The organism is Comamonas sp. FG99, from assembly GCF_057808605.1.
Genome location: NZ_JBMDII010000022.1, coordinates 24,171 through 44,554, shown reverse-complemented (window position 1 = coordinate 44,554; position 20,384 = coordinate 24,171). Strand labels below are relative to the sequence as shown.

The window sequence follows — 20,384 nt, the reverse complement described above, 5'->3', positions numbered from 1 at the left end:
TCTCGCCTATCGCGCCGCTCAGTCGGCCTGGCGGGCTTTGCGGCGCCGCGCCAGCAGCGCGCCCAAGCCGCCCAGGCCGGCCGATGCCAGCAGCAGCCCCGCGCCCTGCAGCAGCGGCACCGGCGCTGCCGCGGCAGGAGGCTGCGGCGGCTGGGTGGGGACCTGCGCCGTCAGCTCGGCCGTGGCCTCTTTCTCTGGTCCGGCATAGATCGAGTTGGCGTTGAAGCTGATCTTGGCGGTATTGGGAATCACCTGGCCATCGGTGACGCCGCTGGCCAGCTGGCCGGTGACGGTGAATTCCACCTTGCCATTGGCCTCGAAGCTGCCGCCGTTGAGCGCCTGGATGCTGCCGCTGCCGCTGGCTCCCGGGCAGCCGGTGCCGGCGCAAGTCCAGCTCGGGTTCGTGATTTCGGCGGGAATCGCATCTTCGAACCTGATGTTGCCGCTCGGGATGTCGAAGGACGAGAGGTTGCTGAAAGTGATCTTGTAGGAAACGGTCGATCCTGGCTTCGCAGGCGTGGGCGTCAACAGGGTCTTGGCTGCGTCCACCTCGGCCAGCACGGCAAACACCGCATTGCGCACCTCGTGGATGTTGGTGCGGGTGCCGGTGGCAGAGGTAAAGCCCAGGCGCACCGCGGCCGGGGCCGCATAGGGGAACGACACATTGTTGTGCACCACGGTGGATGCGCCGTCGCGCACCAGGGTCACCGTGATGTTGTAGCCCGGCGATGCCGGCTGCAGCGTGGCCTGGACCTTGGTGACGGTGGGGCGCTCGGTCACCGCAGGAACATCGATGCCCGGCGCGTATTTAGTGGTGGCCACCAGCGGGTAGTTGTCCGTCTCCGGTCCACGGATCACCACGCTTTGGGCATGTTCTGCGCGTGCGGGGTCGGTATTCAGGAAGCCGCAGTTCTTGGCCGGCCACGACGGGCCGGAGAAATTGCCCCATTCGTCCAGCCCGATGGCCAGGTAGGCGCCTGCGCCCGCGCAATAGCCGAGCGAGCCGCCGGAGGAGGCGCCCGACATGTCCTTGCTTGCGTCGTACAGGAACGCCGCCAGGCCATCGGCGCCGTTGCCGCCCCAGGAGACGTATTCGAACTCGAAATACAGCGGCGTGCCGGGCGTGAGTACCTCGGATGCGCCGCTCAGCACCGCGCGGCCGATCTGCGACTGCTTCAGCGGATTCAGGCGCAGCCAGCCCGAGCCATCGGCGTCGATGCTCGGCGCCGTCAAGGCCGAGTTGTTGGAGATGGTCCAGTTGGGAGCCGTGGTGCCGGTGAAGGTTTCTCGTATGGCCGCCTGCGACAGCGATGCGCCCAGAAGGGCGGGCAGCAGCCACCATGCGGCTTTGGAGCAATGTCGTGAGAGTGCCATGGGAGATCTCCTCGTGGGGCGCGCGGCCTTGCCTGGACCGCAGGATTGGATGATTTGGATTGATTATTTTTATATTGAAAACTCAATGAATTGAAAATATGAATTGTCAAGATTTGATAACTGTCAGCGCCTGCAGCGCAGGCGCAGCCATCGTGGTGCGGGAAAAATGGCCCCCACGCTTGCCCACTTCGTGTGGCCGCTGCCCCCCGAGTGGGTGCTTTTTGCCTTGGGGCGGCCCGGCGGCAAAAAAAAGCGCCCCGCAGGGCGCTTGGAATCTCCGCTCCAGTGAGCAGGCGGGTCAGAACTTGTAGGTCAGGTACAGGAAGGGGACGAACGGGTCCAGCGTGACCCGCGTCTTGGAGACGGCCACCGTCTTGCCGCCGACCTGCGTGGTCAGCGTGGCGTTGGTCTTCATCGGGATGTAGGACACCGAGAAGGTCAGGCCCCAGTTCTTGTCGATCGCGTAGTTGGCGCCCACGTTGAACACCGGTGCCCATTTGCTGTCGATGTCGGCCGAGGTGGACGATGCGCCCGGCGGCAGCTTGAGCGCGCCGCCCAGCGTGTTCTGCAGGCCCTGGGTCAGGTGGACGCTGCGAAACGCGGTGTAGGTGACGCCGGCGCCCACCGACAGGCGGAACCTGTCGTCGGCATTGCCGAAGAAATACTTGGCCAGCACGGAGGGCGCGTACAGCTTGGCGCTGCCCAGCTCGCCAATCGGCGCCAGCGTGCCGGCGCCATCGAGCTTGATCTTGGGGGGCACGCCCAGCACGCCTTCGATGGCCCAGTTGTCGGTCAGGAAGTAGTGCACATTCAGGCCCAGCGTGGTGGCGTTGTGCACGTTTGCGCCCGAGCCGGGGATTTCCTGCTGCACCGGGCTGACGAAGCGCAGCGGCGTGGTGCTGTCCTGCGGCGCATAGAGCAGTGCGCCCGCGCCCACCACCCAGTCGCCTGCCTTCTGCGCGTGGGCACCGCCGGCAATGGCGGTCAGGGTCATGGCGGCGACCCAGATCTTGGAAAATTTCATGGCTTGTCTCCTTGCATGGTCAGGGTTGGTTTTTTGGCTATTCTGATCTGAGCATGGAAAAAAAGCACGGCCGTTCGCATTGAATGTGTAATAAAAAGCACATTCGTTCGAAATTGTGGTTTGTTCATAAAAAAACCTGCCGCAAGGGCAGGTTTTCGGTTAGGCGGAGCGAGGGCGGTTTGGCTCAGGCGGTCAGCCGCTGCAGCGCCTCGCGGTACTTGGCGGCGGTCTTCTCGATCACCTCCTGCGGCAGGCGCGGGGCGGGGGCGGTCTTGTCCCAGGGCTTGCCACCCACCTTGGCCTGCTCCAGCCAGTCGCGCACGAACTGCTTGTCGTAGCTGGGCGGGTTGGCGCCCTGGGCCAGCGCGTCGGCATAGCCTTCGACCGGCCAGTAGCGCGAGCTGTCGGGGGTGAGTACCTCATCCATCAGCACCAGCTGGTGGTTCTCGTCCAGCCCGAACTCGAACTTGGTGTCGGCGATGATCATGCCCTTGTCCAGCGCGATGGCGGCGGCCTTGCGGTAGATGGCGATGCTGATGTCGCGGATCTGGGCGGCCAGCTCGGGGCCGACCATCTCCACCGTGCGCTCGAAGCTGATGTTCTCGTCGTGCTCGCCGGCCTCGGCCTTGGCGGCGGGCGTGTAGATGGGCTCGGGCAGCTTGGCGGAATTGGTCAGGCCCGCGGGCAGCGGCACGCCGCACACCGATTGCGACTCCTGGTATTCCTTCCAGCCGCTGCCGGCCAGATAGCCGCGCACCACCGCCTCGATGGGCACCGGCTTGAGGCGCTTGACCAGCATGGAGCGGCCCTGCACCTGCGGCACTTCGGCGGGGGTGACCACGCTCTCGGGCGCGTCGCCGGTGAGATGGTTGGGGCAGATGCCGCCCAGCTTGTCGAACCAGTACAGCGCCATCTGGGTCAGCAGCGCGCCCTTGCCCGGGATGGGCTCGCCCATGATCACGTCGAATGCCGAGAGGCGGTCCGAGGCCACCATCAGGATGCGGTCGTTGCCCACTGCGTAGTTGTCGCGCACCTTGCCCCGCGCCAGCAGCGGCAGGGAGGTGATCTTGGAGGTATGCAGGGCAGTTGTGGTGGCTTGGGTCATGGTCGGGAGAAGGCTCGATTGCAGCGGGCCCGGCCAAGTCCTGGCGCGGGTCCAACGGGTGATTCTAGTCGGCAACCGGCCGGGCGGGGCGTTTGCGCCCGGCGCAGGCCGGCGGCTGCGGCCAAGCCGCACACGAAAGCACGTAGTCCGATAGGTGAGGGCGCCAGGCCGGGCGGCGCGGTGCTGAATTTTTTTAGGAGCAGCGCATGCGCGCCAAGCATGATCGACATGCCGGTGGCGCCGCAGCTTGCAAGGGCCAACTTGTAACCGCTGTGGCGCGAAAGCGGGCTTGCGGGCGCCAATTCCCGACCCCTGGCACTGTCATGGACTTGCAATTTTGCAGAGCCGGGCGCATAGTGGTTTCCACGCATGCATGTGTTTCCGTCCTCGCAATGCCTAGGATTTTTCAGAAATCGAAGGCATGTTTCTGTCCTGCAGAAGGAGACTTGTTCATGAATTTGACGATCAGCGGTCACCATTTGTCCGTAACCCCTGCGCTGCGTGAATATGTAACAGCCAAGCTGTCCCGTGTCACGCGCCATTTCGACCAGGTGGTGGATGCGAAGGTTTTGCTTTCGGTCGAGAAACAGAAAGAAAGGGAGAAGCGGCAGCGGGTTGTGTGCAACCTGCGTGTCAAGGGTGACGACCTGTGCGTGCAGTGCAGCCACCATGATCTCTATGCAGCCGTCGATGCCTTGGTCGATCGCCTCGACCGCATGGTCGGCCGCCACAAGCAGCGTGTTCAATCCCACTACAGCGATGCTCTCAGGCAGGCTTTGGCGTAAGCCAAAAACCGAGTAAAAAAGCTTGAACAATCTGTATCCGATAATACGGGGCAGCTACGCCACTGCGGTGGCGTGGCTGCGTTTGTCCGGGTATGCCGTGCCGATTGCCAGCTGACACACACTCCAATGAACTGTCTTGCCTCCATATTGCCCCCTGCCCAAGTGTTAGTGAGCGTTGATGTCACCAGCAAAAAACGCGCATTCGAGGAGGCCGGTCTCCTGTTTGAGAGCCTGCATGGACTCTCGCGTGCCTTGGTCACGGACAGCCTGTTTGCCCGTGAACGGCTGGGATCGACGGGGCTGGGGCATGGCGTGGCCATACCGCATGGCCGCATCAAGGGCCTGAAGTCGCCGATGGCGGCCGTCTTTCAGCTGGCCCGGCCCATCGGTTTCGATGCGCCCGACGAGCAGCCGGTCAGCCTGCTCATCTTTTTGCTGGTGCCCGAAGCGGCGACCCAGCAGCATCTGGAAATCCTGGGCGAGATCGCCGAGCTGTTGAGCAATGGCGCGCTGCGCGACCAGATGAAGATCACCGCCAATGCCCAGGAGCTGCATGCCATGATTGCCAACTGGCAGTCGACCGCTGCGGCCGCCCGCACTTCGAGCCAGGTCTCGGCCTGACGCGATGAAGCCCAATGTGGTCAGCGCGGACGTCCTCTTCGAGGCGTTTCGCAGTTCCCTGCGCTGGGAATGGCTGGCGGGGCTGGGCGCATCGGAGCGCCGCTTCGACGAGGTCGCGGTGCGCAGCGCGCGCTCCAGCGCCGACCTGGTGGGCTATCTCAACTACATCCACCCCTACCGCGCCCAGGTGCTGGGCGAGCGCGAGATCTCCTACCTCACCAACTCCACCACCGAGGACTGCAAGCGCCGCATCGCCCGCATCGTGACGCTGGAGCCGCCGGTGCTGGTGCTGGCCGATGGCCAGGGCGCGCCGCAGGAGCTGCTCTCGATGTGCGAGCGGGCGCAGATCCCGATGTTCTCCACCGGCGAGTCGGCCGCGTTCGTGATCGATGTGCTGCGGGCCTATCTGTCCAAGCACTTCGCCGACCGCACCACCATGCACGGCGTGTTCATGGACATTCTCGGGCTGGGCGTGCTGATCACCGGCGAGTCAGGCCTGGGCAAGAGCGAGCTGGGGCTGGAGCTGATCACCCGCGGCAACGGCCTGGTGGCCGACGATGCGGTCGACCTGTACCGCATCAACCAGACCACGATCGAGGGCAAGTGCCCCGAGCTGCTGCAGAACCTGCTGGAGGTGCGCGGCATCGGCCTGCTCGACATCCGCGCGATCTTCGGCGAGACCGCGGTGCGCCGCAAGATGCGGCTCAAGCTCATCGTGCACCTGGTGCGCAAGGAGACGATGGAGCGCGACTACGAGCGCCTGCCGTCGGCGCCACTGACGCAGGACGTGCTGGGCATTGCGGTGCTCAAGGTGGTGATCCAGGTGGTGGCCGGGCGCAACATCGCCGTGCTGGTGGAGGCGGCGGTGCGCAACACCATCCTGCAGCTGCGCGGCATCGACACCTACCAGGAATTCGTCGACCGCCACCGCAAGGCGATGGCGCGCGGCATAGAAATCTAAGCAAAAAAATTCCCTGCCGCCCGTATGCCAGGCGCAGGGAGCTGGTGGCCGGTTGAAGGGGCTGGCCTATTTGTGCAGCTTGGCCACGCAGGCGGCGCACTGGCCATACAGCGCCATCGCGTGGTCGTGCACCGCCCAGCCCTTTTGCTGGGCGATCAACTGCTGGCGTTTTTCGATCTCGGGGTCGAAAAACTCCTCCACCTTGCCGCAGCTGGTGCAGATGAAGTGGTCGTGGTGCTGGCCTTCGTTCAGTTCGTAGACGGCCTTGCCGCCCTCGAAGTTGCTGCGGATCAGAATGCCGGCCTGCTCGAACTGCGTGAGCACGCGGTACACGGTGGCGAGGCCGATGTCGGAGCGCTCTTCCAGCAGCACGCGGAACACGTCTTCGGCCGTCATGTGGCGCTGGGCGCCGCTTTGGAAGATGTCGAGGATCTTCAGGCGGGGCAGCGTTGCCTTGAGGCCGGTGCTCTTGAGGTCTTCGATATGGTTGTTCATGGGCTCCTGGTATCTCTTGGATCGTGTTTGCGGCCCGCCGCGGCAGCGTAAAGATCATATACAGGTTCTTACGGCGCCTGGCGGCAGGCCTGCCGCTACAATGGTCCATCATATCGCTATGTATAAAACCATGCCCGTACAAGTCACCTCCAGCGTCCGCCTGGCCATGTTGCTGGCGCTTGGAGCCAGCGTGGCGGCCTGCAGCACTTTCAACGACGCCAGCCGCAAATTCGCCGATACCATCACGCCCTACAAGGTGGAGGTGGTGCAGGGCAATGTCGTGACCAAGCAGCAGGTCGAGGCCTTGCAGCAGGGCATGAGCCGCCAGCAGGTCAAGGACGTGCTGGGCACGCCGCTGCTCACCAGCGTGTTCCATTCGGACCGCTGGGACTATGTCTTCACGATCAAGCGGCCCGGCGTTCCCGAGCAGACCCGCAAGTTCTCGGTCTTCTTCAAGGACGATGCGCTCGAGCGCTTCGAGGGCGACGAGATGCCGAGCGAGGAGGAGTTCGTCGCTTCGCTGAGCACCTCCATCAAGAACCCCAAGGTGCCGGTGCTGGAGGCCACGCCCGAGCAGCTGGCCAAGAGTGCCGGCAAGCCCGCCCCGCAGGCCGATGCCGATGCCGGCGACGATGCCGCCAAGCCGGCCGCCGCCGCGGGCACGCGGCCCAGCAGCTATCCGCCGCTGGAGGCGCCGGCGCGCTAGGGCGGGAGTGCGCCGCGCCGCACCCATTGAGCAATTTGATCAGGCGACTTCCGAATGACCACCTCTTCTCCTTCCGCCCGCCGCGTTGCCGTGGCCGGCGCCAGTGGCCGCATGGGCCGCATGCTGATCGAAGCCATCGTCCAGGCCGATGACCTGGTGCTGGCCGGCGCGCTCGACGTGCCGCAAAGCCCGTTGCTGGGCAGCGATGCCGCGGGCTTTCTGGGCAAGGCCAGCGGCGTGGCCATCACCGCCGACCTGCAGCAGGGCCTGGCCCAGGCCGATGTGCTGATCGACTTCACCCGCCCCGAAGGCACGCTGGCCCATTTGGCCGCCTGCGCCGAGCGCGGCGTGCAGGTGGTGATCGGCACCACCGGTTTCAGCGAGGCGCAAAAGGCCGAGATCGCCCGCCATGCGCAAAAGACCGCCATCGTGTTCGCGCCCAACATGAGTGTGGGCGTGAACGTGGTCATGAAGCTGCTGGAGATGGCGGCCAAGGCACTTGCCACCGGCTATGACATCGAGATCATCGAGGCCCACCACAAGCACAAGGTGGATGCGCCCTCGGGCACCGCGCTGAAGATGGGCGAGGTGATCGCCGAGGCCCAGGGCACGCGGCTGGCCGACCGCGCGGTGTACGAGCGCTATGGCGATACCGGCGCGCGCGTGGATGGCAGCATCGGCTTTGCCACCGTGCGCGGCGGCGATATCGTGGGCGAGCATACCGTGCTGTTCGTGGGCGCGGGCGAGCGCATCGAGATCAGCCACAAGTCCAATAGCCGGGCCGGCTATGTGCAGGGCAGCCTGCGCGCGGCACGCTTCCTGGCGGCGCAGCGCAGCGGCCTGTTCGACATGTACGACGTACTGGGCCTGGACCGCTAGGTAGCCGGGCGCTGCGATGACTCCGCTGCAATGGCTGGCGCAAACGGATGGGGTGAGCCGCAGCACGGCCGGCGTGCTGCTTGCGATGTCGGTGGCCAGCTGGGTGGTGATCGTGGCCCGGTGCTGGTGGCTGGCACGCGCCGGGCGCGACACGCCGCGCGCCATCGGCGCCTTCTGGCAGGCGCCCGGCTGGGCGCAGGCGTTGCAGGCTGCCTCGCGCCTTGACCGCAGCGGCATCGTCGCGCCGGCGCTGGCCGCGATGCAGGGGCTGACGGCCGGCGCCGGCGGCCTGGCGGCCGCCAGCGGCACGCAGGTGCAGGCCACGCGCGTGCTGCGCGAGGCCCTGCTGGCCGCAACCCGGCAATTGCAGTGGGGCCAGACCCTGCTGGCCACCATCGGCGCCACCGCACCCTTCGTGGGGCTGCTGGGCACGGTCTGGGGCATCCACCAGGCGCTGGTGTCGCTGGCCGGCACGGCCCGCATCAGCATCGAGCAGCTGGCCGGCCCGGTGGGCGAGGCGCTGGTGATGACCGCCGCCGGGCTGGCGGTGGCCATACCCGCGGTGCTGGCCTACAACCTGCTGGGGCGCAGGGCGGCGCTGGTCGAGGAGCAGCTCGAAGGCTTGGCGCACGACCTGTGCGAATGGGCCAAGGGCCGGGCGGGTGACGAGCCCCAGCCGCTGTCAGCCCATGCGGCCCATGCGCTGCCTGCGGCGCACATGGCCTCGGTGGGCGCGCGCTGAAGGCGGGGCCATGGCATTCGGGCGCTTCCGTGCATCGCAGGCCGCGCAGCCGATCAGCGCCATCAATGTGACGCCGCTGGTCGACGTGATGCTGGTGCTGGTGGTGATCTTCATCCTGGCGGCGCCACTGCTGGCGGCCTCGCTGCGGCTGGAGCTGCCGCAGGCGCGCTCGGCCACGCCCAGCGATGCGCCGGCGGCGATTGCGATCCAGATCGATGCCCAGGGCCGGCTTTTCGCCGATGGCCAGGCCACCGACCTGCCAGCGCTGCAGCAGCGCCTGCAGCAGGCGGGCGCCAGCCGCCCCGATACCGAGGTGCAGCTGAGCATAGACCGGGCGGTGCCCTACGGCAGCGTGGTCGGGGTCATGGACGCGGCCCACGCCGCCGGGCTGAGCCGGCTGGGTTTCGTGGCTCAGAAAAAATAGGAGCTGCCAGCGCTTGCTATGTAAGTGTTTGCGATATAAAAGTATTTGAATCGCTTATGTAGCATGCGCTGGCAGCTCATTTTTTATTGAGGTACCGTGCCCGGCCGCAGCGCCAGCGCCAGGTCGCTGCCCGAGGGGTTCTGGAAGGCGCGCAGGCCGAACTCGGGCAGGATGGCGACCAGGTGGTCGAAGATGTCGGCCTGGATGCCCTCGTATTCCGTCCACGCGGTGGTCGCGGTGAAGGCGTAGATCTCTATCGGCATGCCGTTTTCGCTGGGCTGCAGCATGCGCGCCATCAGCGTCATGTCCTTGCGCAGGCGCGGATGGGCCTGCAGGTAGGCATTCACATAGGCGCGGAAGGTGCCGATATTGGTGAGCGCGCGCAGGTTCACGATCTCGCCGGCCATGTCGGGCGAGCGGCGCGCGAAGTCGGCGTTGTAGGCGGCGATGTCGGCGCGCACCTGGGTGAGGTAGGGGCGCAGCAGCGCGATGTGGTTCAGCTCGTCGATCTCCTCGGGCGTGAGAAAGCGCGCGGTGCCGGCATCCAGGTTCAGCGCGCGCTTGATGCGGCGCCCGCCCGATTCGGACATGCCGCGCCAGTTGCGAAAGCTCTCGCTCATCAGCCGCCAGGTGGGAATGGTGGTGATGGTGTTGTCCCAGTTGCGGATCTTCACCGTGTTCAGCGCCATGTCCACCACCGCGCCGTCGGCGCCAACCTGGTCCATCTGCAGCCAGTCGCCCACGCGCAGCATGTCGTTGCCGGCCAACTGCACGCCGGCGGTGAAGGAGAGGATGGTGTCCTTGAACACCAGCATCAGCACCGCCGACATCGCGCCCAGGCCCGACAGCAGGATCAGCGGCGAGCGGTCGATCAGCGTGGCCACCATCACGATGCAGGCCACCAGCATGATGACGAGCTTGCCCAGCTGCACATAGCTCTTGATGGAGCGGGTGGGCGCGCCGCCGTCGCGCGCGGCGCTGATCGAGGCCTGGTTGTGCTGCTCCAGCGCATCGAGCAGCGCCATCAGCACGCGCGCGGCCTGCAGCACGGTAACGGCCACCGCCACATTGCGGATCACGGTGGCGGCGGCCGGGTGCAGGTGCGGCACCGCCGCGATGCCGGCCTGGATCACCAGCGACGGCACCAGCTGCGACAGCCGCCTGAGCACGGTGTCGCCCAGCAGCGCCTGCAGCCAGCCCGGAGGCAGGTTGCGCCGAAAGCGCGGCACCGCCCGCAGCAGCAGCAGGCGCACGGTCCAGCGCAGCGCATAGGCCAGCAGGACCAATGCGGCCAGCGCGATCGCGGTCTGCATCCAGGGGTCGAGGGAGTGGAGGGTGGCGAAAACGTCAAAGCTCACGGGGGCGTGTTCCTTGGGCTGAGGGTGGGCCAGGTGCCGGGGCCAGCGAGGGCCGGGCGCGGAGATTGCTCTTGAAACGAGAGCTGATTGCGCAATGCAGACAAGCATTGCCGATGGTTTTGCCGCAATATTGTGACAGGACGTGCAAACCCCGGCCGCGCACTGCGTTTTCGGCGCCGGGCCGCATACCATGGCGCGGCGGTTGCATTGCCCGAAGCGCCTACAATCTTCGACCATTCGGGACGCGCCCAGTGATCGGTGGCGGCGGCCCGCCTGTTTTTCCGACCCGTTCCATGCAAGACAAATACAACCATACCGAAGTCGAGCGCGCCGCGCAGGCCCACTGGGCCGCGGGCGACGCCTACCGTGTCACCGAAGACAAGACCAGGCCCAAGTACTACGCCTGCTCCATGCTGCCCTACCCCAGCGGCAAGCTGCACATGGGCCATGTGCGCAACTACACCATCAACGACATGCTCACCCGCCAGCTGCGCATGAAGGGCTACAACGTGCTCATGCCCATGGGCTGGGACGCCTTCGGCCTGCCGGCCGAGAACGCGGCGCTCAAGAACAAGGTGCCGCCGGCCAAGTGGACCTACGAGAACATCGCGTACATGAAAAAGCAGATGCAGGCCATGGGCCTGGCCATCGACTGGAGCCGCGAAGTCGCCACCTGCGATCCCGATTACTACCGCTGGAACCAGTGGCTGTTCCTGAAGATGCTGGAAAAGGGCATCGCCTACCGCAAGACCCAGGTCGTGAACTGGGACCCGGTGGACCAGACCGTGCTGGCCAACGAGCAGGTGATCGACGGCCGTGGCTGGCGCACCGGTGCGCTGGTGGAAAAGCGCGAGATCCCCGGCTACTACCTGAAGATCACCGACTACGCCCAGGAGCTGCTCGACCATGTGCAGCTCGGCGGCGACAAGGCCACGCTCACCGGCTGGCCCGACAAGGTGCGCCTGATGCAGGAGAACTGGATCGGCAAGAGCGCCGGCGTGCGCTTCGCCTTCACGCACGACATCAAGGGCGCCGACGGCCAGCCGATCCAGGACGGCCGCCTGTACGTCTTCACCACGCGCGCCGACACCATCATGGGCGTGACCTTCTGCGCGGTGGCGCCCGAGCATCCGCTGGCGCTGCATGCCGCGGCCACGCAGCCCGAGCTTGCCGCCTTCATCGAGGAATGCAAGAAGGGCGGCACTACCGAGGCCGAGCTGGCGCTGAAGGAAAAGGAAGGCCGGCCCACGGGCCTGTTCGTCACCCACCCGCTCACCGGCGCCCAGGTCGAGGTCTGGGTTGGCAACTATGTGCTGATGAGCTATGGCGACGGCGCGGTGATGGGCGTGCCGGCGCATGATGAGCGCGACTTCGCCTTTGCCAAGAAATACGGCATCGCCATCCGCCAGGTCATCGCGGCCGAAGGCGAGAGCTTCGGCACCGAGGCCTGGGCCGACTGGTACGGCGACAAGCAGCGCGCCGTGTGCGTCAACTCCGGCGAACTCGACGGCCTGGGCCATGCGGCGGCCGTGGACAAGGTTGCCGAACTGCTGGCCGCCAAGGGCCTGGGCGAAAAGAAAACCACCTGGCGCCTGCGCGATTGGGGCGTGAGCCGCCAGCGCTACTGGGGCACGCCGATCCCGATCATCCACTGCGAGGACTGCGGCCCGCAGCCCGTGCCCGAGCAGGACCTGCCCGTGGTGCTGCCCCAGGATCTGGTGCCCGACGGCTCGGGCAACCCGCTGGTCAAGAGCGAGGCGTTCCACGCCGGGGTGGTCTGCCCCTGCTGCGGCAAGCGCGCGCGCCGCGAGACCGACACCATGGACACCTTCGTGGACTCGTCCTGGTACTTCATGCGCTATTGCGACCCGAAGAACAGCGAGCGGATGGTGGCCGATGGCGCCGAGTACTGGATGCCGATGGATCAATACATCGGTGGCATCGAGCACGCCATCCTGCACCTGCTGTATGCGCGCTTCTGGACCAAGGTCATGCGCGACCTGGGCCTGGTCAAGGTGGACGAGCCCTTCACCCGGCTGCTCACCCAGGGCATGGTGCTCAACCACATCTACAGCCGCCGCACCGCCAAGGGCGCCAAGGAATATTTCTGGCCCAAGGACGTGGAGCATGTGCTGGGCGATGACGGCAAGATCGTCGGCGCCAAGCTCAAGAACGCGGTGGACAGTGCCGACGGCCTGCTGCCCGCGGGCAGCGCCATCGACTACGAGGGCGTGGGCACCATGTCCAAGTCCAAGAACAACGGCATCGATCCGCAGGAGCTGATCGAGAAGTACGGTGCCGACACCGCGCGCCTGTACACCATGTTCACCGCGCCGCCCGAGCTGACGCTGGAGTGGAACGACGCCGCCGTGGAGGGCAGCTACCGCTTCCTGCGCCGGGTGTACAACTTTGGCGTGAAGCTGGCGGCGCCCGAGTTCGATGCGGCCCGCGCCAGCGCGGCCGGCGCCGGCGTCAAGGGCCTGGCCCTGGGCAAGGAAGCCAAGGCGCTGCGCTTCGAGGTATACACCGTGCTCAAGCAGGTGGAGTACGACTACCAGCGCATGCAGTACAACACCGTGGTCTCCGGCGCGATGAAGATGATCAACGCGCTCGAGGACTTCAAGGCGCTGGACAGCGCGGGCGGGCGCGAGGCGCTGCTCGAGTGCTTCGGCATCCTGCTGCGCGCGCTGTACCCGGCCACGCCGCACCTGGCCCATGTGCTGTGGAGCGAGCTGGGCTACGCCCAGGCGCAGGGCGAGCTGCTCGATGCGCCCTGGCCCGAGATCGATCCCCAGGCCCTGGTGCAGGACGAGATCGAGCTGATGCTGCAGGTCAACGGCAAGCTGCGCGGCGCGATCCGCGTGCCGGCGGCGGCCGACAAGGCCGCCATTGAAGGCGCGGCGCTGGCCAGCGAGGATTTCCAGAAATTCGCCAATGGCGCGGCACCCAAGAAAGTGATCGTGGTGCCGGGCCGGCTGGTCAACGTGGTGGTGTAAATGATGCAAAGACGCACGCTGTTGTCCCTGGGCGCCGCGCTGCCGCTGGCGGCGTGCGGCTTCAAGCTGCGCGGCTCGGTGGACTTCGCCTTCCGCTCGATCTATTTCAATGGCGCGGCCAACTCCGACTTCCTCAAGGAGCTGCAGCGCAACCTGGAGGCATCGGGCAGCGGCCTGAAGGTGCTGCGCGAGCCCGGCGACGCGACCAAGGCCGAGGCCATCTACGACGACCTGGGCCAGCGCCGCCAGCAAGTCATCATCTCGCGCGATGCCACGGGCCAGGTGCGCGAGATGCAGGTGCGCCTGTTCGCCAAGTTCCGGGTGCGCACCCAGGGCGGCGCCGAGTACATACCCGAGACCGAGCTGATGCAGTACCGCGAGATCAGCTACCTGGCAACCTACGCGCTGTCCAAGGCCTCCGAAGCCGACATGCTCTACCGCAACATGCAGACCGACCTGGTGCAGCAGATCGTGCGCCGCCTGTCCACCGTGAAGCAGGCCCGGCCCGTGGACTGATGCACATCGCGCTGAACCAATTGCCCGCGCAGCTGGCCAAGGGCCTGCGCGGGCTCTACACCTTGCATGGCGACGAGCCGCTGCTGCTGCAGGAGGCGGGCGACGCCATCCGCGCAGCCGCCCGCCAGGCCGGCTATACCGAGCGCAGCAGCTTCACCGTGGCCGGCGCGCACTTCGACTGGAGCGCGGTGCTGGCGGCGGGCGGCTCGCTCAGCCTGTTCGCCGACAAGCAGGTGGTGGAGGTGCGCATCCCCTCCGGCAAGCCCGGCAAGGACGGCGCCACCGCGCTGCAGCAGCTCGCGGCAGCGGCCGAGGGCAACGACTGCCTGCTCACCATTGTCAGCTTGCCGCGGCTGGACAAGGCCGCCAAGTCCAGCGCCTGGTTCGGCGCGCTCGACGGCGCGGGCGTGTCGGTGCAGATCGACAGCATCGAGCGCCAGGCGCTGCCGCAGTGGATCGCGCAGCGGCTGGGCGCCCAGGGCCAGCGCGTGGCCGGCGGCGACGAGGGCTTGCGCACGCTGCAGTTCTTTGCCGACCGGGTCGAAGGCAACCTGCTGGCCGCGCACCAGGAGATCCAGAAACTGGCGCTGCTGTACCCTGCGGGCGAGCTCGGCTTCGAGCAGGTGGAGCAGGCCGTGCTCAACGTGGCGCGCTACGACGTGTTCAAGCTCTCGGATGCGGTGCTGTCCGGTCAGGGCATGCGGGTGGCGCGCATGCTGGGCGGCCTGCAGGCCGAAGGCGAGGCCGAGGTGCTGGTGCACTGGGCGCTGGCCGAGGACATCCGCGCGCTCAAGCGCGTGCGCGATGCCCTGCAATCGGGCAAGCCCCTGCCGATGGCCTTGCGCGAAAACCGCATCTGGGGCGCCAAGGAGCGCCATTTCGAGCGCATCGCGCCGCGCCTGAGCGAGGCCATGGCCTCGCGCCTGCTGCATTCGGCCCATGTAGTGGACGGCATCGTCAAGGGCCTCAAGCACCCGGACTGGCCCCAGGACAGCTGGCGCGCGCTGAACCAGCTGGCGCAGCAGTGCTGCCGGGCCTACCGCTAAGAGCGGGCCGGCGGCGGCGCTCAGATCAAGGCAATCGACAGCAGCTGTGCCTGGCGCGTGGGCGTGGGTTCAGCCGTTACGAAAAAGAAAGCTGTAGGCGTTCAGGGCAGGCACGCCGCCCAGATGCGCATACAGCACCTTCGATCCCGCCGGAAATTCGCCCTTGCGCACCCTGTCGATCATGCCGTGCATGGATTTGCCCTCGTACACCGGATCGGTGAGCACGCCTTCCTGGCGCGCGCACAGGCGGATGGCTTCGAGCGTGCCCTCGTTGGGCAGTCCGTACTCTGGGCCGCCATAGCGGGTGTCGAGCACCACGTCGGCCTCGGTGATGTCGCGGCCCAGCTCCACCAGCTGTGCGGTGTTCTGGGCAATGCGCAGGATCTGAGCCCGCGTCTGCGCGGGCCTGGCCGAGGCATCGATGCCGATCACCCGGTCGGCGCGCCCGTCGGCCGCGAAGCCCACCACCATGCCCGCCTGCGTGCTGCCGGTGACCGAGCAGACCACGATGTAGTCGAACCGGAACCCCAGCTCCTGCTCCTGCTGGCGCACCTCCTCGGCAAAGCCCACGAAGCCCAGGCCGCCATAGGGATGCTCGGAGCAGCCCGCGGGTATGGGGAAGGGCTTGCCCCCGGCCTTGCGCACATCCGCCATCGCCTGCTCCCAGCTCGGGCGGATGCCGATATCAAAGCCCGCCGCATCCAGGCGCACATCGGCGCCCATGATGCGGCTCATCTCGATGTTGCCGACGCGGTCGTACAGCGCGTCGGAGTAGTTGACCCAGTTCTCCTGCACCAGCACGCATTTCATACCCAGGTGCGCGGCCACCGCGGCCACCTGGCGTGTCTGGTTCGACTGGATGCCGCCGATGGAGACCAGCGTGTCGTAGCCGCCCGCGATCGCCTCGGGGATCAGGTATTCCATCTTGCGCGTCTTGTTGCCGCCGAAGGCCAGCCCCGAGTTGCAGTCCTCGCGCTTGGCGAACAGCTGCACCTTGCTGCCCAGGTGGGCCGACAGGCGCGGCAGCGGCTGGATCGGGGTGGGGCCAAAGGTGAGCGGGTGGCGGGGGAATTTCTGCAGATTCATGGAGGACTCCGTTCGCTGGTGGATGTCCTTGAATCGTAGAAAGATACTCGCTTAACAGGGTTGTGAAAAATCGATGAAAAATGGCCAATACATCGGAGAATATGCGACGAAACACTCCATGTATTTCAGGGAATTTGAAATGTGCGCAACAAAAGTTCGTTCCAGGAATGCCCCTGCCGAGCCCGCTGAAGTCGACCGCACCGACCGCGCCATCCTGCGCCAGCTGCAGCGCGACGCCGCGCTGTCCAACGTGGCGCTGGCGGCCAAGGTGCATCTGAGCCCGCCGGCCTGCCTGCGGCGTGTGGAGCGGCTCAGGCGCCTGGGTTTCATCGACGGCGTGGTGGCGCGGCTGAACCCGCAGGCCGTGGGGGCGGGCATGCTGGTGATGATCGGCGTGGTGCTCGACCGCTCCACACCCGAGTCGTTCGCGGCCTTCGAGAAGGCCGCGGCCAGGATCTCCGGCTGCATGGAGTGCCATGTGGTGACGGGCGAGTTCGACTACTTCATGCTGATCCGCACCCGGGACGGCGAGAGCTTCAACCGCCTGCATGCCGAGCAGCTGCTCTACCTGCCGGGCGTGCGGCAGGTGCGCTCGTTCATGGTGCTGCGCAACGTGGTCTCGACCACCGAGCTGCCGCTGGCGGTGTAGAAAAAACGCAGGGCGCCTGGGCGCCCTGGTGTGTTTCGGCTTGGTGTGGCTACTGGCTGGCGTCCGTGGGCGGCTGCTGTTCGCCATCCAGGTGCTCGCGGATTTTCTCTTCGGCGACCTTCTCGCCTTCGAAACCGGCAATCACGGCCATGCCCTTCTTGAGCATGCCGGCGTCCGGATCGACTTTCTTGAGCGCCTCTTCGGCGACCACGGCGCCGACGATTTCATTGAGCAATCCCATAAGACCTCCGCATCGCGGGTTGATTCGAGGCGCCCAAGTTAGCACCGCGCCGGCGCCGCCGCCAGCGGCTTTGCGCTTCTTTGCCCGGCGCAGGTTTCGCTTGCAATTGCCGGCCATGGTTGACAATGGCCGCGGCGGTTTTTCAGCTGTTGTAAAGCCTGGCCCGGGCCTTCTCGGCCCACAGGCGCAGGCTGTCCAGCAGGTCTTTCTGGCTGAAGGAGCAGCTTTCCTCGCTGAACAGCGCGCTGGATTCGAGCCGGTCCAGCAGTTGCAGCAGCACGGTTTCGAACTGCGGCGGCAGCGCCGCCAGCAGCGCGCCCAGGCCGCGCGCCTGGGTGCTCAGTGCCTGCGCGCCGAGCGCGCCCGCGTCAAACTGCCGCAGCGCGGCCTGCAAGGCATCCAGTTGGTCGGTGGCGGTGGTCATGGGGTTGAATCTCCGGGGGCTGCTGCGATGCAACAGATACGTCACAATGGCGGGCATGAACGCCCTGAACATCGCCGACTATACGCATACGCTGGGCCTGCAGGCCAAAACGGCCGCCGCCGAGATGGCCAAAGCGTCTGCCGCCACCAAGAACCGCGCCCTGCTGGCGCTGGCGCGCCTGCTGCGCGAGCAGGCGCAGCCGCTGCAGGCGGACAATGCCCGCGACCTGGAGCGCGCCGTGGCCAATGGCCTGTCCGCGCCCATGGTGGACCGCCTGCGCCTGACGCCCAAGGTGCTGGAGACCTGCGCCCAGGGCTGCGAGCAGCTGGCGGCCATGGCGGATGTGATCGGCGAAGTCATCGGCATGAAGCAGATGCCCAGCGGCATCCGCGTGGGCCAGATGCGCGTGCCTATCGGCGTGTTCGGCATGATCTACGAAAGCCGCCCCAACGTGACCATCGAGGCGGCCAGCCTGTCGATCAAGAGCGGCAATGCCTGCATCCTGCGCGGCGGCTCCGAGGCCATCGACTCGAACAAGGCGCTGGCGCGGCTGGTGCAGGCGGCGCTGGCCGAGGCCGGCCTGCCCGAGCACGGCGTGCAGCTGGTGCAGACCACCGACCGCGAGGCGGTGGGCCAGCTGATCGCCATGCCCGAGTATGTGGACGTGATCATTCCACGCGGCGGCAAGGGGCTGATCGAGCGCATCAGCCGCGAGGCCAAGGTGCCGGTGATCAAGCACCTGGACGGCAACTGCCACACCTATGTCGATGATCCCTGCGACATCGCCATGGCGGTGACCGTGGCCGACAATGCCAAGACGCAGAAATACAGCCCCTGCAATGCCAGCGAGGGCCTGCTGGTGGCGCGCGGCGTGGCGGCCGAGTTCCTGCCGCGGATCGGGGCCGTCTATGCGGCCAAGGGCGTGGAGATGCGCTGCGACCCCGAGGCGCTGGCGCTGCTGCAGGGCGTGGCGGGCGCCAAGCTGGTGCCGGCCACCGAGCGGGACTGGGGCGAGGAGTACCTGGCGCCGATCATCAGCATCAAGGTGGTGGCCGGCGTCGACGAGGCGATTGCGCATATCAACCGCTATTCCAGCCACCACACCGACGCCATCCTGACGCGCGACCACATGCATGCCCAGCAGTTCCTGCGCGAGGTGGACTCGGCCAGCTGCATGGTCAACGCCAGCACCCGCTTTGCCGATGGCTTCGAGTACGGCCTGGGCGCCGAGATCGGCATCAGCACCGACAAGTTCCATGCCCGCGGCCCGGTGGGCATCGAGGGCCTGACCTCGCTGAAATACCTGGTACTGGGCAACGGCGAAGTCCGGGTTTGAATGAAATTGGCTGCCAGCGCTTGTCTTGCAAGCGCTGGCAGCTATATTTTTTGATGTTCTGCCTGGGCGTTGGACGCGGTATGATGCGCCTGCATCCATCGTTGGTATCGCTATGAAAATCATCATCCTCGGCGCGGGCCGTGTGGGCGAGAGCGTGGCCGACAACCTGATCGGCGAGAAGAACGACATCACCGTCATCGATACCGACGCCTCGCGGCTGCGCGAGCTGGAGAGCCGGTTCGACCTGCGCGGCGTGGTGGGCGACGGCATCGACCCGGCGGTGCTGGCCGAGGCCGGCGCGCGCGATGCCGACATGCTCATCGCCTGCGCCCCGCAGGACGACACCAACCTGGTGTGCTGCAAGCTGGCCAAGCTGCTGTTCAACATCCCCACGCGCATTGCCCGGGTGCGCAATACCGCGCTGCGCAGCCATGCCGAGCTGCTGTCCGACGAGGGCTTTGCGGTCAGCCGCGCCTTCTGTCCCGAAGAGTCGCTGATGAACTACATCGGCAAGCTGGTCGAGCACCCCGAGGCCCTGCAGGTGCGCGAGTTTGCGCTCGGCCATGCCTGCCTGGTGTCGGTGCGCGCGCGCGGCGGCGCGCCGGTGGTGGGGCTGTCCATCTCCGATGTGCGCCAGGGCGTGCCCGACATGCCCATGCGCGTGGTGGGCATCTACCGGCGCTTCCTGCACGAGGCCGACCGCTTCGTGCCCTGCGAGAACAACACCCGGATCGAGCCGGGCGACGAGGTCTTCATCCTCGCGGCGCGCAAGCAGGTGGACCAGGTGCTGGCGGCCTTCCACCGGCAGGTGGGCGAGCGCGAGCGGCCGGTGCGCCGCATCATGATCGCCGGCGGCGGCCGCGTGGGCTTCCGGCTGGCGAAGCACCTGAGCGGCATGGGCGACTTCCAGATCAAGATCCTCGAAAAAGACGAGGACCGCTGCGTCTACCTGGCCTCGCAGCTGCCGTCCAACGTGCTGGTGCTGCGCGGCGATGCCACCGACGAGCACCTGATCGAGGGCGAGAGCATCGAGGACGTGGACATGTTCCTGTCGCTGACCAGCGACGACGAGGACAACATCATGGCCAGCCTGCTGGCCAAGAAGCTGGGCGCCAGCCGCGTGCTGGCGCTGATCAACCGCCGCAGCTACGCCGAGCTGATGCACGGCACGCAGATCGATATCGCGCTGGCGCCGGCCCAGGCGGTGCTGGGCGAGCTGCTGGCCTATGTGCGCCAGGGCGACGTGCAGGCGGTGCACAGCCTGCGCCGCGGCGTGGCCGAGGCGCTGGAGATCGTGGTGCGCGGCGATGCGCGCACCTGCAAGGTGGTGGGGCGGCGCGTGGGCGGCCTGCGCCTGCCGCACCAGGTGCATGTGGGCCTGATCGTGCGCGGGCTGCCCGCGCCCGATTCGCGCAGCACCAACGGCAGCGGCGGCGACGAGGCCGAGGAGCCGGATGACGCCGCGCCGCCGGCGGTGCCCGAGGTCATCGTGCCCACCAGCGGCACCGTGCTGCAGCCGGGCGACCATGTGATCCTCTTCCTGCCGAACAAGCGCCTGGTGCACCAGGTGGAGTCGCTGTTCAGCGTTGGCGCCACATTCTTCTGACCAAGCAGTC

Annotated in this window: 21 protein-coding genes; 13 read left to right on the top strand and 8 right to left on the bottom strand. The window is 66.7% G+C overall.

Features of this window, described 5'->3' with window-relative positions; translation table 11 throughout:
- Positions 1 to 18: 18 nt before the first annotated feature.
- From ACODRX_RS15695 to ACODRX_RS15685, 3 genes are all read right to left on the bottom strand, one after another.
- Positions 19 to 1,374, bottom strand: a complete 1,356-nt coding sequence (locus ACODRX_RS15695) for an L-type lectin family protein (protein ID WP_488872458.1) — start codon at positions 1,372 to 1,374, stop codon at positions 19 to 21.
- A gap of 298 nt (positions 1,375 to 1,672) precedes the next feature.
- A complete protein-coding gene (locus tag ACODRX_RS15690; RefSeq protein ID WP_488872457.1) occupies positions 1,673 to 2,398 on the bottom strand; it encodes an OmpW/AlkL family protein in 726 nt (241 codons plus the stop codon).
- A 184-nt stretch (positions 2,399 to 2,582) separates the two neighbouring features.
- Positions 2,583 to 3,503 carry a phosphoribosylaminoimidazolesuccinocarboxamide synthase gene (locus ACODRX_RS15685; protein ID WP_488872456.1) on the bottom strand — a complete coding sequence of 307 codons (921 nt, stop codon included), beginning with the start codon at positions 3,501 to 3,503 and terminating at the stop codon, positions 2,583 to 2,585.
- 452 nt (positions 3,504 to 3,955) lie between these two features.
- Here ACODRX_RS15685 and hpf point away from each other — a divergent pair, with 452 nt between their 5' ends.
- The 3 genes from hpf to hprK all read left to right on the top strand — a co-directional run bounded on the left by hpf (position 3,956) and on the right by hprK (position 5,870).
- Entirely contained in the window at positions 3,956 to 4,288 is a 333-nt protein-coding gene (gene hpf, locus ACODRX_RS15680) for a ribosome hibernation-promoting factor, HPF/YfiA family (RefSeq protein ID WP_488872455.1), read from the top strand.
- Between the two features lie 126 nt (positions 4,289 to 4,414).
- Positions 4,415 to 4,909: a PTS sugar transporter subunit IIA gene (locus tag ACODRX_RS15675; RefSeq protein ID WP_488872454.1), complete on the top strand. Its 495-nt coding sequence runs from the start codon at positions 4,415 to 4,417 to the stop codon at positions 4,907 to 4,909.
- 4 nt (positions 4,910 to 4,913) lie between these two features.
- On the top strand, positions 4,914 to 5,870 hold the full coding sequence (gene hprK / locus ACODRX_RS15670; RefSeq protein WP_488872453.1) for an HPr(Ser) kinase/phosphatase: 957 nt from the start codon (positions 4,914 to 4,916) through the stop codon (positions 5,868 to 5,870).
- Between the two features lie 66 nt (positions 5,871 to 5,936).
- Here the strand turns inward: hprK and fur are convergent, their stop codons facing one another.
- Positions 5,937 to 6,365, bottom strand: a complete 429-nt coding sequence (gene fur, locus ACODRX_RS15665) for a ferric iron uptake transcriptional regulator (RefSeq protein ID WP_488872452.1) — start codon at positions 6,363 to 6,365, stop codon at positions 5,937 to 5,939.
- A 130-nt stretch (positions 6,366 to 6,495) separates the two neighbouring features.
- Between fur and ACODRX_RS15660 the strand changes: the two genes are divergently transcribed.
- Genes ACODRX_RS15660 through ACODRX_RS15645 form a run of 4 tightly spaced genes read left to right on the top strand, consistent with a single transcriptional unit; the run spans position 6,496 to position 9,116 of the window.
- A complete protein-coding gene (locus ACODRX_RS15660; RefSeq protein ID WP_488872451.1) occupies positions 6,496 to 7,071 on the top strand; it encodes an outer membrane protein assembly factor BamE in 576 nt (191 codons plus the stop codon).
- Positions 7,072 to 7,125: 54 nt separating this feature from the next.
- Positions 7,126 to 7,950 (top strand): 4-hydroxy-tetrahydrodipicolinate reductase, encoded by an 825-nt coding sequence (dapB, locus tag ACODRX_RS15655; RefSeq protein WP_488872450.1) that lies wholly within the window; start codon positions 7,126 to 7,128, stop codon positions 7,948 to 7,950.
- Between the two features lie 16 nt (positions 7,951 to 7,966).
- A complete protein-coding gene (locus tag ACODRX_RS15650; RefSeq protein ID WP_488872449.1) occupies positions 7,967 to 8,692 on the top strand; it encodes a MotA/TolQ/ExbB proton channel family protein in 726 nt (241 codons plus the stop codon).
- Between the two features lie 10 nt (positions 8,693 to 8,702).
- Positions 8,703 to 9,116 (top strand): ExbD/TolR family protein, encoded by a 414-nt coding sequence (locus ACODRX_RS15645; RefSeq protein WP_488872448.1) that lies wholly within the window; start codon positions 8,703 to 8,705, stop codon positions 9,114 to 9,116.
- An 83-nt stretch (positions 9,117 to 9,199) separates the two neighbouring features.
- Here the strand turns inward: ACODRX_RS15645 and ACODRX_RS15640 are convergent, their stop codons facing one another.
- Positions 9,200 to 10,429, bottom strand: coding sequence for a mechanosensitive ion channel family protein (locus ACODRX_RS15640; protein WP_488872507.1), 1,230 nt, complete (start codon positions 10,427 to 10,429; stop codon positions 9,200 to 9,202).
- A gap of 338 nt (positions 10,430 to 10,767) precedes the next feature.
- On the opposite strand from ACODRX_RS15640, the gene leuS reads away from it, so the two are divergent.
- From leuS to holA, 3 genes are read left to right on the top strand one after another with little or no spacing between them, the layout of a single operon-like run.
- Positions 10,768 to 13,470 (top strand): leucine--tRNA ligase, encoded by a 2,703-nt coding sequence (leuS, locus tag ACODRX_RS15635; protein ID WP_488872447.1) that lies wholly within the window; start codon positions 10,768 to 10,770, stop codon positions 13,468 to 13,470.
- Positions 13,471 to 13,986, top strand: a complete 516-nt coding sequence (locus ACODRX_RS15630) for an LPS-assembly lipoprotein LptE (protein ID WP_488872446.1) — start codon at positions 13,471 to 13,473, stop codon at positions 13,984 to 13,986.
- Positions 13,986 to 15,032 carry a DNA polymerase III subunit delta gene (gene holA, locus ACODRX_RS15625; RefSeq protein WP_488872445.1) on the top strand — a complete coding sequence of 349 codons (1,047 nt, stop codon included), beginning with the start codon at positions 13,986 to 13,988 and terminating at the stop codon, positions 15,030 to 15,032. Before ACODRX_RS15630 ends, holA begins: the two co-directional genes overlap by 1 nt.
- Positions 15,033 to 15,101: 69 nt before the next feature.
- Here holA and ACODRX_RS15620 read toward each other — a convergent pair whose 3' ends face one another.
- Complete coding sequence (locus ACODRX_RS15620) at positions 15,102 to 16,118, bottom strand: 1-aminocyclopropane-1-carboxylate deaminase (RefSeq protein WP_488872444.1); 1,017 nt, start codon at positions 16,116 to 16,118, stop codon at positions 15,102 to 15,104.
- 139 nt (positions 16,119 to 16,257) lie between these two features.
- On the opposite strand from ACODRX_RS15620, the gene ACODRX_RS15615 reads away from it, so the two are divergent.
- Entirely contained in the window at positions 16,258 to 16,767 is a 510-nt protein-coding gene (locus tag ACODRX_RS15615; protein ID WP_488872443.1) for an Lrp/AsnC family transcriptional regulator, read from the top strand.
- A 49-nt stretch (positions 16,768 to 16,816) separates the two neighbouring features.
- Here the strand turns inward: ACODRX_RS15615 and ACODRX_RS15610 are convergent, their stop codons facing one another.
- The gene (locus ACODRX_RS15610; protein WP_488872442.1) at positions 16,817 to 17,008 is read right to left on the bottom strand and encodes a hypothetical protein; all 192 of its coding nucleotides are present in this window, start codon (positions 17,006 to 17,008) and stop codon (positions 16,817 to 16,819) included.
- 142 nt (positions 17,009 to 17,150) lie between these two features.
- A complete protein-coding gene (locus ACODRX_RS15605) occupies positions 17,151 to 17,432 on the bottom strand; it encodes a hypothetical protein (RefSeq protein ID WP_488872441.1) in 282 nt (93 codons plus the stop codon).
- Positions 17,433 to 17,487: 55 nt separating this feature from the next.
- On the opposite strand from ACODRX_RS15605, the gene ACODRX_RS15600 reads away from it, so the two are divergent.
- Positions 17,488 to 18,768 (top strand): glutamate-5-semialdehyde dehydrogenase, encoded by a 1,281-nt coding sequence (locus tag ACODRX_RS15600; protein WP_488872440.1) that lies wholly within the window; start codon positions 17,488 to 17,490, stop codon positions 18,766 to 18,768.
- A gap of 112 nt (positions 18,769 to 18,880) precedes the next feature.
- A complete protein-coding gene (gene trkA, locus ACODRX_RS15595) occupies positions 18,881 to 20,374 on the top strand; it encodes a Trk system potassium transporter TrkA (protein ID WP_488872439.1) in 1,494 nt (497 codons plus the stop codon).
- The last annotated feature ends 10 nt before the right edge of the window (positions 20,375 to 20,384 follow it).